11 protein-coding genes are annotated in these 12511 nt (G+C 71.6%); 9 read left to right on the forward strand and 2 right to left on the reverse strand.

All coding sequences use genetic code 11. The annotated features are described in order from the left end of the window. The 8 genes from VGP36_25590 to VGP36_25625 form a co-directional block, all read left to right on the forward strand. On the forward strand, positions 1-369 hold a 369-nt coding region (locus VGP36_25590), incomplete at its 5' end, for a hypothetical protein (protein HEV7658086.1). Between the two features lie 273 nt (positions 370-642). Beyond that, on the forward strand, positions 643-1836 hold the full coding sequence (locus tag VGP36_25595) for a thiolase family protein (GenBank protein ID HEV7658087.1): 1194 nt from the start codon (positions 643-645) through the stop codon (positions 1834-1836). Beyond that, a complete protein-coding gene (locus VGP36_25600) occupies positions 1836-2279 on the forward strand; it encodes an OB-fold domain-containing protein (GenBank protein ID HEV7658088.1) in 444 nt (147 codons plus the stop codon). Before VGP36_25595 ends, VGP36_25600 begins: the two co-directional genes overlap by 1 nt. A gap of 5 nt (positions 2280-2284) precedes the next feature. Beyond that, positions 2285-3385 (forward strand): mandelate racemase/muconate lactonizing enzyme family protein, encoded by a 1101-nt coding sequence (locus VGP36_25605; protein ID HEV7658089.1) that lies wholly within the window; start codon positions 2285-2287, stop codon positions 3383-3385. A gap of 37 nt (positions 3386-3422) precedes the next feature. Beyond that, a complete protein-coding gene (locus tag VGP36_25610) occupies positions 3423-4532 on the forward strand; it encodes an extracellular solute-binding protein (protein HEV7658090.1) in 1110 nt (369 codons plus the stop codon). Between the two features lie 51 nt (positions 4533-4583). Beyond that, a complete protein-coding gene (locus tag VGP36_25615; protein HEV7658091.1) occupies positions 4584-6338 on the forward strand; it encodes an iron ABC transporter permease in 1755 nt (584 codons plus the stop codon). Positions 6339-6389: 51 nt separating this feature from the next. Further along, a complete protein-coding gene (locus tag VGP36_25620) occupies positions 6390-8516 on the forward strand; it encodes an acetate--CoA ligase family protein (GenBank protein HEV7658092.1) in 2127 nt (708 codons plus the stop codon). Next, positions 8500-9354 carry an NAD(P)-dependent oxidoreductase gene (locus VGP36_25625; GenBank protein HEV7658093.1) on the forward strand — a complete coding sequence of 285 codons (855 nt, stop codon included), beginning with the start codon at positions 8500-8502 and terminating at the stop codon, positions 9352-9354. Before VGP36_25620 ends, VGP36_25625 begins: the two co-directional genes overlap by 17 nt. A 25-nt stretch (positions 9355-9379) precedes the next feature. Here VGP36_25625 and VGP36_25630 read toward each other — a convergent pair whose 3' ends face one another. Together VGP36_25630 and VGP36_25635 are read right to left on the reverse strand one after the other, a co-directional pair. Continuing rightward, positions 9380-10210, reverse strand: a complete 831-nt coding sequence (locus VGP36_25630) for a siderophore-interacting protein (protein HEV7658094.1) — start codon at positions 10208-10210, stop codon at positions 9380-9382. 91 nt (positions 10211-10301) lie between these two features. After that, entirely contained in the window at positions 10302-11426 is a 1125-nt protein-coding gene (locus VGP36_25635) for an ABC transporter ATP-binding protein (GenBank protein ID HEV7658095.1), read from the reverse strand. A gap of 208 nt (positions 11427-11634) precedes the next feature. On the opposite strand from VGP36_25635, the gene VGP36_25640 reads away from it, so the two are divergent. Next, positions 11635-12511 (forward strand): ABC transporter ATP-binding protein (locus VGP36_25640; GenBank protein HEV7658096.1); only part of this gene is annotated, 877 nt, incomplete at its 3' end.

Consider the following 12511-nt stretch of genomic DNA (forward strand, 5'->3'; position numbering starts at 1 on the left):
GTGCACGCCCGGCTGGCCGCGACCGACGCGGCCCGGCAACGCCTGCGGGAGCTGGGCGAGGAGGACTGGACCGTCCGGACACCCTCGAACGCCTCCAGGGCATGGTACGACTTCCGCCGCCGCCGCCGCCGCCGCCGCCGCCGCCGCCGCCGCCGCCGCCGCCGCCGCCGCCGCCGCCGCTGGCCGCCGGCCCGCAAGCGTCAGGTCGACGAGGACGGGGTGGCGGACCGGATCCCAGGCCTACAGCGGACCGTGCACGCGGTGCTGGACGCGCAGCGCCGGCTGGTCCAGATGCGCGACGCCGACGAGATCCCGGCCGACGCCATCGGCCGCGAGCTCGACCTCGAGAACTCCCGGCTTGATTCTTGAATCCAAATGGACTGACCATTGCGACAGCAATGTGGCCGACGGTCAAGCCGGAAAGAGCCCGGAAACCCTATGAATACGGGGTTTTCACGCCTGGAACGGCTCCCGGGTTAGGGAACGCTAACCCGACGCGGGCTCGTAACATCTCCTTGCTAAAGGACAGACCTTCAAGCCATACTCCGACTCAGTGCGGGTCCGCCTCGGCCCGCAGATGGGCACTTGCCCATCCCATCCCACCCACACCGTCGCGGCGGTGCAGCGGCCGGAGGAACGCGAATGACTGGTAGGCAACGGATCGCCGTCGCCGGCTTGGGGACCGTCCACTCCGCCCCACCGGGGACCAGCCAGCGGATGATGGCCGCCGAGGCCGCCCGCCGGGCGATCGCCGACGCCGGACTGTCCATCCGCGACATCGACGGGGCGCTGGACCTGCGCCGCACCGGTGGCGGCGGCGATCGCGCCAACTACTCGGACGTCTTCACCCGGGTGCTCGGCGTGCCGGCCCAGTTCTACTTCACCGTCGGCCGCGGCGGCGCGCTCGCCGGCCTCGCGACCGCCGTCGCCACCGGGTTCCTGGACCGCGGGCTGGCCAACTACGTGCTCTGCGTCGGCGCCGTGGACGACTACACCAAGTCCCAGGCGACGAAGAAGAAGGGCATGCGCGGTATGGCGCACGCCGACAAGGAGGGCTACTGGGGCAAGCCGCTCGGCGACGTCCGCGCGGCCAGCCACCACAGCTGGATGGCGGCCCGGCACATGGCCGTGTACGGCACGACCAGCGCCCAGCTCGGCGCGATCTCGGTGGCCGAGCGGTCCTGGGCCTGCCTGAACCCCGAGGCCCGCATGTACGGCCGGCCGATCACCGTCGAGGACCACCAGAACTCGCCCTGGGTCGTCGAGCCGTACCACCTGCTCGACGTCAGCCTCGTCTCCGACGGCGCGATCGCGTTCATCCTCACCACCGAGGAGCGGGCCAAGGACTGCGCCCAGCAGCCGGTGTACGTGCAGGGCCAGGGTTTCGGCGAGGTCGCCGCGGAACTCTGGTGGGAGAAGCGGAACTTCACCGAGATGGCCGTCGCCCCGGCCAAGGCCAAGGCGTTCGAGCAGGCCGGCCTGTCCGGCGTGCAGGACATCGACTGCGCCCAGCTCTACGACTGCTTCACCGCCGAGGTGCTCTTCCAGCTGGAGGACTACGGCTGGTGCGAGAAGGGCCAGGGCGGCACGTTCGTGGAGTCCGGCGCGATCGGGCCCGGCGGCTCGATCCCGGTCAACACCGGCGGCGGGCTGCTGTCCAACTGGCACCTGGGCGACCTGACCGGCTGGGCCGAGGGCGTGACCCAGCTGCGCAAGCAGGCCGGCGAGCGGCAGGTGCCCGACTGCGAGACCGTGCTCGCCACCGGCCACGGCGGCGAGCTGGTGTCGCCGGGCATGTGCTCCATCCACACCAGCACGATCCTGGGGGTGGCGTGATGACCGAGACCGAGCCGAAGCCCTGGACCAAGCCGTTCCCGAACATCGACGCCGACAACGAGGCGTTCTGGAACGGGCTGAAGGAACACCAGCTGCTGCTGTGGACCTGCCACACCTGCGGTGCGCAGTACTGGCCGAAGGCCTTCTGCATCAAGCACGAGAACGAGGAGTTCGCCCGGAACATGTCGTGGCAGCCCGGCAGTGGCCGCGGCCGCATCTTCGCGATGAACCGGCACCACTGGGCGTTCCACCCCGGTTTCACCGACGACGTGCCCTACACGTACGCGTTGGTGGAGCTGGACGAGGGACCGCTGATCAGCTCGACGATCGTGGGCGAGGTGCCGGAAAGCCTGATGGCCGTGGGCACCCCGGTCCGGGTCGTGTACGAGGACCACCCGGCCGAGGGGTTCTCGCTGCCCCGCTTCGAGCTCGTGCGCGACTGAGCCCGATGGGATCCCGCCGTTTCGCCGACGCCCGGCTCACCCGCGTCGTCATGCCCAAGACCGACCCGACCTGGCGGTTCGCGCTGGGGGCCCGGGCGGAGAGCATCGGCCTGCTGCTGGAGCTCGTCGACGACGACGGACGCGTCGGGCTCGGCTGGGCCTCGGAGATCCCGCACCTCGGCTACGACATCGAGGTGATGGAGGCGGTCGCCCGGGCGCACCTGCCCCGGGTGCTCGCCGCCGACCCGGCCGACCACTTCGCGCTGGTCGGCAACCCGTGGAGCCCGACGCTGGTCGCGCCGGTCCGGTCCATGGTGGACCAGGCCTGGTGGGACCTGCTCGGCCAGACCGTGGGTGCGCCGGTGTACCGCCTGCTCGGCGCGCCCGGGCCGAAACGCCTGCGGGCCAACCGGATCCTCGCGCTCAAGGCGCCCGACGACATGGCCAAGGTCGCCGCCGGACTGGCCGACGAGGGCTACGACCACTTCAAGATCAAGGTCGAGAACACGCCGCCGGCCCTGGACGTCGATCGGGTCCGGGCGATCCGGGAGGCGGTCGGGCCGGACGCCGTGCTGACCGTGGACGCCAACCAGAGCTACGACCGCAAGGGCGCCGTCGCGTTCGGCGCCGCGATCGTCCGCTACGACGTCGCGGTCTTCGAGCAGCCGGTACCCCAGCACGACCTCATCGGCCTGAAGTACGTCACCGAGCACAGCGAGCTGACCATCGAGGCCGACGAGGCCGCCGACTCGCTGCCGGCCATCCGGGAGCTGCTGCGGGAGCGGGCCGTCGACGCGGTCAGCCTCAAGCTCAGCAAGCTCGGCGGCATCGACGCGCTGCTGCTGGCGGCCAACCTGTGCCACGCACACGGGGTCGGCTACCGGATCGGCGCGCACGTCGGCAGCCGCATCATGAACGCAGCCGCGCTGCACGCGGCGGCGGCCCTGCCCGGCGGCGAGGACGCCGGCGAGGTGGGCGAGTTCGCCCGGCTCACCGGCGACGTGGCCACCGGCCTGGAGATCGAGTCCGGCTCGGCCGTCGCGCCGGACGAGCCCGGTCTCGGCGTACGGGTGGAAACCCCCCTGATTCCCGCAACACCACGCTGACGACGAGGAGGCGGCGATGCCTCGCACGACCCGACCGATGTCCCGTACGACGACCCGACTGCTGCGCCGCCGACCGCTGGGCGCGGTCACGGCGGCACTGCTGATCGGGTTGGTCTCGACCGCCTGCAGCACCAGCACGAGCACCGGCAGCGGGGGTGGCAGCGCGGCCGCCATCCTCACGGTGTCCGGTTCGGACCGCCAGCAGCAGCTGGAGGACGCGGCCCGCAAGGAGGGGGCGCTGAACTGGTACACCTCGCTCGCGGGCGACTCGTACCAGAACATCTCCAAGGCCTTCACGGCCAAGTACCCGTACATCAAGATCAACGTCTTCCGCGGCGCCCAGAACGACGTGGTGACGCGGGTCAAGCAGGAGCTGTCCGCCGGCCAGCCCTCGGCCGACGCGCTCGAGGTGACCTCCGACGGCATCGAGCTGTTCAACGACCAGGGCCAGCTGGCCGACTTCAGCAACCTGTCCGCGGCGAGGATCCCGGACACGTACAAGAAGGCCGGTTCCGCCGCGGGCACGGTCCGGTACGCCACGAACCGCATCTCCTACATCGGTTTCGGCTACAACACCCAGAAGGTCGCCGGCGACCTGGTGCCGAAGACCCTGCAGGACCTGGCCAAGCCCGAGCTGGCCAAGCAGACCTCGGTCGCGTCCAGCACCACCGGCGTGCGCTGGGTCGGCTCGGTGCTGCACGACCTCGGCGAGCAGCAGGGCACCGCGTTGCTCAAGCAGCTCGGCCAGGAGGGCATGAAGGTGCAGGCGGTCTCCGGCGCCGCGCTGATGGGCCTGGTCGGCTCGGGCGAGGTCGGGGCGTCCCCGAGCGTGTTCCAGTCGCACGCCAGCGACCTGATCAAGAAGGGCTCGCCGGTCAAGTGGATCCCGGTCGGCTCGGTGGTGCCCAACCTCGGGGACGTCGCGATCCTCAAGAACGCCAAGCACCCGGCCGCGGCGGTCCTGATGAACGACTTCCTGCTCGGCCCGGAGGGGCAGAAGATCCTGGAGGGCCTCGGCTACTCCTCGCCGCTGTCCCCGGCCGACTTCAAGGTCTGGGCGCCGGAGGAGGACTTCCCGACGGTGGCCGCGTACCAGGCCGCGTACAAGAAGTGGCAGGACGTGCTGAACTCCTCGTTCAACGCGTGATCTGAGAAGTCCGAACGCCCGACGAGCAGGGACGGCGAGAGGAGCAGCACCATGACCGTGTCCACATCGGACGGTGTCGCCGAGGAGATCCTCGGCAGCGCCGCCGTCGCGGAGTCGGTGCCCGACCCGGCCGGGTCGGGCCGGCGGACCTGGCGGCGGTTGCGCCCGCACCCGTCGCTGATCCTGGTGCTGCTCCTCGGCCTGCTCGTCGTCCCGCCGCTGGTCATCATGGCCTGGCAGAGCGTCAACTCCGACCCGATCCTGGGCCGGACCGGGTTCTTCAACGCCTACCAGGCGCTGTTCGACGAGACCGACCTGGTCCGGTCGGGCAAGGGGACGCTGATCTTCTCGGTCGGCGCGAGCTTCTGCGCGCTCGTGTTCGGGATGACGCTGGCCTGGCTGGTGGCCCGGACCGACATGCCGGCCAAGTGGCTGGCCTACCTGACCGCGTTCCTCGGCTTCGCCCTGCCCGGCATGGTGAAGATCATCGGCTGGATCCTCCTCTTCGGACCGAACAACGGCCTGATCAACCAGTTCTGCCGCAACCACCTGGCCGGTACCTGCGACTTCAACGTGCAGAGCATGGCCGGGATGATCCTGGTCGAGTCGCTGCTGTTCACCCCGATGGTGTTCCTCATGGCGGTCGGCCCGCTGCGCAGCATCGACCCGTCGCTGGAGGAGGCGGCCAAGGTCGCCGGCGGCGGGCGGCTGATGGTGCTGCGCCGGGTCACGCTGCCGCTGCTGTGGCCGACGTTCGCGTCGGTGTTCCTGCTGATGGCGATCCGGTCGGTGCAGTCGTTCGAGGTGCCGATCTTCCTGGGTGTGCCGGCGAACGTGCACGTGTTCACCGCCGACATCTACCGCGGGCTGCACGACTCGTTCATCGCCGACTACGCCAGCACCTCCGCGTACGGCGTGATCCTGGTGCTGATCCTCGGTGTCCTGCTGCTGGCGCAGAACCGGATCGTGCGGGCGTCGCACAAGTATCAGGTGGTCGGCGGCAAGTCCTTCCGACCGACCCCGATGCCGCTGGGCAAGGGGAAGTACGCGGCGATCGCGTTCATGATCCTGCTGCTGCTGACCTACCTGGTGCCGGTGCTCGCGGTGTTCGTGGCCTCGTTCCAGCGCAACTTCGGCGGCACCCTCTCGGAGTGGACGACCGCCAACTACCACACGCTGTTCAACTATCCCCAGTTCTTCACCGCGCTGCGGAACTCGATCAGCGTCGGCGTGCTGACCGCGACCGCGGCGACCGCCCTCGGCGCGCTGGCGGCGTGGGTGATCGTGCGCCGCCGCGGCCGCACCGGGGTCGCGCTGAGCCAGCTGGCCGGGCTGCCGCTGGCGGTGCCGGGCGTCGTGATGGGCCTGGCCTTCCTGGTGCTCTACCTGCACGTGCACATCGGCGTCTACGGCACGATCTTCGGCATCACGCTGGCCTTCCTGGCCAACTACGTCCCCTACGCGGTGCGGTACGCCGAGCCCGGCCTGATGGGCATCAAGCCGGAGCTGGAGGAGGCCGCGCGGGTCAGCGGGCTCAAGCCGGCCCGGGTGCTGCGGCACGTGACCGTCCCGCTGGTGCGGGCGCCGCTGCTGGGCGCCTGGTCGTTCATCTTCTTCAACAGCTTCCGGGAGCTGTCGATCGCCGCGTTCCTGGTGACCGCCACGTCGCCGCTGCTCTCGACCCAGCTGCTCGACCTGTTCGTCAACGGCAACCTCAGCGTCGTCTCGGCCCTGGGCGTCGTCATCACCGTCGTGAGTCTCGTCATCGGCCTGGCCACCCTGCGGGTGACCAAGCTGCGGTTCTGAATTTCTTGGTTTCCTGGTCGTTCCGCCGGTAGCCAGCACAGAGAGGTGCCCATGACCATCGCCCCAGCTCGCGCCGCCGTCGAGGTCGACGCCCTGTTCGACGTCGGCGCCGTCGCGGTCGTCGGCGCCTCCCCGGGCAAGCACTACTCGGCCAGCGTGCTGCGCAACCTCGTCCACCACGGCGTCCCGGCCGAGCACGTGTACGCGGTGAATCCCCGGTACTCCGATGTGGACGGTCTGCGCTGCTACCCGGACCTGGCCGCGCTGCCGGAGCGGCCGTCGCTGGTGGTCTCGGTGGTGGGCGGGAAACTCGTCGACGGCGTGCTGGACCAGGTGATCGCGGTCGGCGTCCGGGCCATGCTCGTCATCGCCGACGGCTACTCCGAGCAGGGCGCCGAGGGCAGTGCCCGCCAGCTCGCGCTGGCGCGGAAGGCCGCCGCCGCCGGGGTCGCGCTGCTCGGCCCGAACAGCCTCGGCTACGCCGCCCCGGCCCGCGGCATCGGCGCCTGGGTCGGCGGGACGCTGCCCGACCTGACCGCGGGCAACGTCGCGCTGGCCTTCCAGTCCAGCGGGATGCTCAACCTGGTCATGAACCAGGTCTCCGAGCGCCGGATCGGCATCAGCGGCGCGATCTCGGTCGGCAACGAGGCCGTCCTGGACGTCGCCGACTTCGTCCGGCACTACGCGTCCGATGTGGACACCGCCGTGATCGGGACGGTGCTGGAGTCGACGACCCGGCCGAGCGAGCTGGCCGCGGCGCTGCTGGCCGCCTCGGCCGCGGGCAAAGTGCTGGTCGTGCTCAGCATCGGCAAGTCCGAGCGGGGCATGCTCAACGCGGCCTCGCACGCCGGCCGGATGGCCACCGGCAGCGCGGTCTGGGACGCGCTCTACCGGCAGGTCGGCGCGGTCGTGGTCGACGACCTGTCCGACTTCCTCGACACGATCGCGCTGGCCGGCGGCATCCCGGTCGGCACCGACGTCACCGGCCTGGCGCTGGCCACGATCTCCGGCGGCGACTGCGGGATGCTCAGCGACATGGCCGACGCGCTCGGGCTCGAGCTGGCGCCGGTCACGCCCGCGACCCAGGCCGAGCTGGACGACGCGCTGTCCCGGGACGGGATCCTGCCCAACCCGCTGGACGTCCGGAACACCCGGACCTCGGCCCCGGAGGTGTTCCGGCGCAGCCTCACCGCGCTGGCCGCGGACGAGAACGTCGCCGTGGTCGGCCTGCGGATGAACCTCGCGCCGGCGCCGGCCCCCTGGCACGAACAGATGTACGCGACGCTGGCGGCGCTCGTCCGCGACGCCGGGGCCGAGTGCGTGTTCATGTCCCGCGTGCACGAGACCTCCGACCCGGCCTGGTACGAGTTGTTCCACCGCCTCGGCACCCCGTTCCTCACCTCGTACGGCGGCGCGCTGGGCGCGTTCCGGCACCTGCAGCAGCGGCCGTCCGTGGCGGGTGAGGCCGGCTTCCCGGCCGTCCCGGCCGCGCCCGAGCCGGTCGCCGTGGGCACCGTGCTGGACTGGACCGGGACCACGCAGTGGCTGCGCAAGTGGGACCTGCCCTACGTCGGCAGCGCGCTGGCCGAGTCCACGGTGGACGCCGTCGCCCGGGCGGACGAGCTCGGCTACCCGGTCGTGCTCAAGGGCGTCGTGTCCGGCCTGGCCCACAAGAGCGAGCACCAGCTGGTCGAGCTCGGCATCGCGACCCCGCCGGACGCGGCGGCGGCCGCGGACCGCCTGCTGGCCAAGGCGAGGGTGCTCGGCGACGGCGCTGCGATCGAGGTGCAGGCGATGGTCGGCGGGGGAGCGGAGTTCTTCCTCGGCATGCACCGGGACCCGATCCTCGGCCCGATCGTCTCCTTCGGGCTCGGCGGCATCTTCCTGGAGATCCTGCACGACGTCGTGTACGCGTTGCCCCCGGTCACCGAGGACCAGGTGCTGGCGCTGCTGCACGAGCTCAAGGGCTGGGCCCTGCTGGCCGGGGCCCGCGGCCAGCAGCCCCGGGACGTGGCCGCGCTGGCCACGCTGGTGAGCCGGTTCTCCGAGGCGGTGGCGGCCGACGACGTGACGGCCGTGGACCTCAACCCGGTGATGGTGTTCCCGGCCGGCGGCGGCGTGCTGGCGGTCGACGCGTACGTGGAGCGGAAGGGAGTGGACGTTGCCGTTCAGCACTGAGGACGAGATCGCCCTCGTCGGCGCGGGAGCGATGGGCGCGCCGATCGTCAGGTACCTGGTGGGGGCGGGCTTCCCGGTCGTCGTCTGCGACCTGGACGCGGACCGCCGCAGCCAGGCCGAGGCCCTCGGCGCCCGCAGCACGTCCACAGTGGACGACATCGCGAGCGCCCCGGTCGCGTTGGTCATGGTGCCCACCGACGACGACGTCCGGCTCGTCGCCGGCCAGTACGGGAAGGTGGCCAAGGCCGGCTCGATCCTGGTCATCCACAGTTCCGTGCAGACCGCGACCTGCCTGGCCGTCCAGGAGGACCTGGCGCCGGCCGGGGTCCGGGTCGTCGACGCGGCGCTGACCGGCGGCGTCCGCGGCGCCCGGGACGGCCAGATCAACCTGCTCGTCGGCGGGACGGCCGCGGACGTGGCCGATCTGCAACCGGTGTTCGCGTCCTGGACCAGCCACGTCAACCACCTCGGCGACCTCGGCAGCGGGCAGGTCGGCAAGACCGTGAACAACCTCGTGCACTGGGCCCAGATCGTCGTGCTGGCCGAGGCGCTGTCGCTCGGCGCCGAGCTCGGCGTGCCGCCGACCGTGATGCGGCCGGCCCTGCAGAACGGGCCCACCGACAGCCGCACCCTGCGCGAGCTGGAGGAGATGCGCTTCACCTGGTACGAGAAGGACATCGACAACGCGGTGACGATGGCCGCCACGATCGACCGTTCGCTCGTGCTGAGCCCGTTCGTGCAGCGGCTGATGCGCGACATCGACGTGCCGAAGATGGCGGCGCTGCTGGAGGACCGCGGGATCATCGAGCTCACCGGGACGCTCGACGCCGCCCGCTGAGCCTGGGGATCAGACCGGTCCGCCGTCAGCTCTCGATGCGGCCGATCGGCTCGCGCTTCTCGGCCTGGAAGCGGTCCTCGGTCCGGCCGGCCGCCCAGTAGCCCGACAGCGAGAGCTGGTCGGCCTCGGTCAGCCGGCGCTTGAGCACGGCCCGGACGGCCTTCATCGACTCGCGCTCGCCGTGCGCGAACGCCCCGACCCGGCCCCGCAGCCAGTAGCCGGAGCTGACCGCGTCGGCCAGCAGCTGCGGCCGGCTGCCGGGTTCGGGGCGCTGCCGCCAGACCAGCTCGACGCCGTCGGGCACGTCGGCGTCGAGCTGCTGCTCGTCCTGCGTCTCCAGGTACGCGATGCCGCGGGCGTCGCGGGGCAGCGCCTCCAGCGCGGCGCAGATCGCCGGCAGGGCCGACTCGTCCCCGGCGAACAGGTGCCAGTCCACGCCCGGGTCGGGACGGTAGGCCCCGCCCGCGCCGGACAGCGAGAGCGTGTCCCCGACCGCCGCCTGCGCGGCCCAGGGCGCGGCGATCCCCTCGTCGCCGTGCACGACGAAGTCGATGCTCAGCTGCTGCCGGTCCGGCTCGACCCGGCGCACCGTGTACGTCCGGGTGACCGGCCGTTGCTCGGGTGGCAGCGACTCGCGCAGCGCCGCCAGGTCGTACGGCGGGGTCAGGCCGAGGGCGGGGTCGACGAAGTGGATCTTGACGTACCTGTCGGTGAAGTCGTTGGGACGGAACTCCGCGAACCCCGGCCCCCCGACGGTCAGCCGGACGGTGTGGGCGCTGAGCCACCTGCTCCCTCGTACGCTCAGCACGGCCTGGGGTCGCGCCGCCCGGCGGGTCTCGATCGTGGGCTCTGCCATAGATGGTTCCTCGCGGTCGAGAGACTTAGTTAGGTAATCCTAACTTAGTCCGCCGCCGACGGCTCAGGCCGAGGCGCGACGACCGGCCGGCTCAGGCCGCCACGACGGTGATCCGGTCCGGGTCCATCCTCAGGTAGACCTCGGTGCCGGGCGCCACCGACAGCGCGGGCGCGGCCCGGTTGCGCAGCTCGGTCTTGCCGGTCTCCAGCACGTGGTCGACGCTGTCGCCGAGGAATGCCCGGGTCCGTACGGTCGCGGTCCAGACGTTCGCGGTGGCCTCGGCCGGCGCGGTCTCGGCCAGCTCGACGCACTCGGGGCGGACGGACAGGGTCACCGGGGATCCGGCCGGTGCCTCGACCCCGGCCACCCAGAGCTCGCCGTCGGCGCAGGCGACCAGCGACCGGCCGTCGCGCTGTTCCTTGACCGTGCCGTCGAGGAAGTTGGTCACGCCGATGAAGTCGGCCACGAACCGGGACTCCGGCCGCTCGTAGACGTCCCGCGGCTTGCCCAGCTGCCGGATCCGCCCGGCCTCCAGCACCGCGATCCGGCTGGACATCGACAGCGCCTCGGTCTGGTCGTGGGTGACGTAGATGGCGGTCAGGCCGAGCTCGCGCTGCAGCCGCTTGAGCTCGAAGCGCATCGACTCGCGCAGCGTCGCGTCCAGATTGGACAGTGGTTCGTCCAGCAGCATCACCCGCGGCTCGACGACCAGCGCGCGGGCCAGCGCGAGCCGCTGCTGCTGGCCGCCGGACAGCTTGGTCGCCGACCGGCCGGCGTAGTCGGCCAGCCCGGTCACCGCCAGCGCCTGCTCGACCCGGGTCCTGATCGTGCGGCTGTCCGGACGGGTCCGGCGGGGAAGCACGGCCAGCGGCAGCGAGACGTTGCGGAACACCGTCAGGTGCGGCCAGATCGCGTACGACTGGAAGACCATGCCGAGCCCGCGCGACTCCGGCGCGATCCGCACGCCGCGGGTGCCGTCGAAGAAGACCCGGCCGTCGACGCTGATCGTGCCCCGGTCCGGGTCCTCCAGGCCGGCGATGCTGCGCAGCGTGGTGGTCTTCCCGCACCCGGACGGGCCGAGCAGCGTGAACATCTCGCCCGGCCGGACGTCGAAGCTCACGTCGTCGACAGCCAGCACCCGGCCGTCGTCCCGGGCCGCGTCGTCGGCCTGGAAGCTCTTGGAGATCCCGCGGACCGACACGATGGGCTCCGTCACGGCCGTCACCCCTCCCAGTCGCCGGGTCAGGCCGACGATACCAAGCCGAAGGGCAAACTGTCAGACCATGGGCGGGTCGACGAGCCAGTCCTGCGCCATCTGCTGCATCCAGGTGTCGATGACCGGGACCGCGTGGCCCGCTTCCCAGTCATCGGAAATGGTCCTACCATGACGGGACGGTCCGCGTCGACGGTACGGAGGCGAGCCGATGCTGTCGGTGCAGAACCTGGTGAAGTCCTACGACCCGGACAGCGGCGGCGCCCGGGTCCGGGCGGTCGACGACGTGTCGTTCACGGTCGAGGACGGCGAGATGTTCACGCTGCTCGGCCCGTCCGGCTGCGGCAAGACCACGACGCTGCGCTCGGTGGCGGGACTGGAGAAGCCCGACGCGGGCCGGATCGCGGTCGACGAGCGGGTGCTGTTCGCCCGCGACCCGGCCGGCGGTGCGCCGCCGGTGGACGTCGCGGTCAACCGGCGCGGCCTGGGCATGGTCTTCCAGTCGTACGCGATCTGGCCGCACATGACCGTCTTCGACAACGTGGCCTTCCCGCTGCAGGTGCGGCACCGGGGCGTCCGGACGACGCCCAAGGCCGAGATCGCCGAGCGGGTCGAGCGGGTGCTGGAGGTCATGCAGCTGGGCGAGTACGTCGGCCGCCGCGCGATCACGCTCTCCGGCGGCCAGCAGCAGCGCCTGGCGCTGGCCCGGGCGCTGGTCACCCGGCCGCCGCTGCTGCTGCTGGACGAGCCACTGTCCAACTTGGACGCGAAGCTGCGGGAGAGCCTGCGCTTCGAGCTCAAGCGGCTGCAGCGCGAGCTCGGCGTCACCTCCGTCTACGTGACCCACGACCAGACCGAGGCGCTGGCGCTGTCGTCGAAGATCGCGGTCATGCGGGACGGCAAGGTCCAGCAGATCGGCCGGCCGCGGGACGTCTACGAGCGGCCGGAGTCCCGGTTCGTGGCCGAGTTCATCGGCTCGTCCAACTTCCTGCCCGGTACGGTCGTGTCGGCCGGTGCCGGCGAGCTGACCGTGCAGACCGGCTCCGGCCGGCTGAGCCTGGCCTCGCCGCTGGCGCTGGCCGCCGGCG

The sequence above is a fragment of the Mycobacteriales bacterium genome (assembly GCA_035995165.1).
Taxonomy (GTDB): Bacteria; Actinomycetota; Actinomycetes; order Mycobacteriales; family CADCTP01; genus CADCTP01.

Bases quoted from the DNA above. Each gene is read 5' to 3' on its own strand.
- VGP36_25605 (HEV7658089.1), top strand. From the start codon at position 2,285: ATGGGATCCCGCCGTTTCGCCGACGCCCGGCTCACCCGCGTCGTCATG.
- VGP36_25630 (HEV7658094.1), bottom strand. From the start codon at position 10,210: ATGGCAGAGCCCACGATCGAGACCCGCCGGGCGGCGCGACCCCAGGCC.
- VGP36_25620 (HEV7658092.1), top strand. From the start codon at position 6,390: ATGACCATCGCCCCAGCTCGCGCCGCCGTCGAGGTCGACGCCCTGTTC.
- VGP36_25615 (HEV7658091.1), top strand. From the start codon at position 4,584: ATGACCGTGTCCACATCGGACGGTGTCGCCGAGGAGATCCTCGGCAGC.
- VGP36_25595 (HEV7658087.1), top strand. From the start codon at position 643: ATGACTGGTAGGCAACGGATCGCCGTCGCCGGCTTGGGGACCGTCCAC.
- VGP36_25600 (HEV7658088.1), top strand. From the start codon at position 1,836: ATGACCGAGACCGAGCCGAAGCCCTGGACCAAGCCGTTCCCGAACATC.
- VGP36_25610 (HEV7658090.1), top strand. From the start codon at position 3,423: ATGTCCCGTACGACGACCCGACTGCTGCGCCGCCGACCGCTGGGCGCG.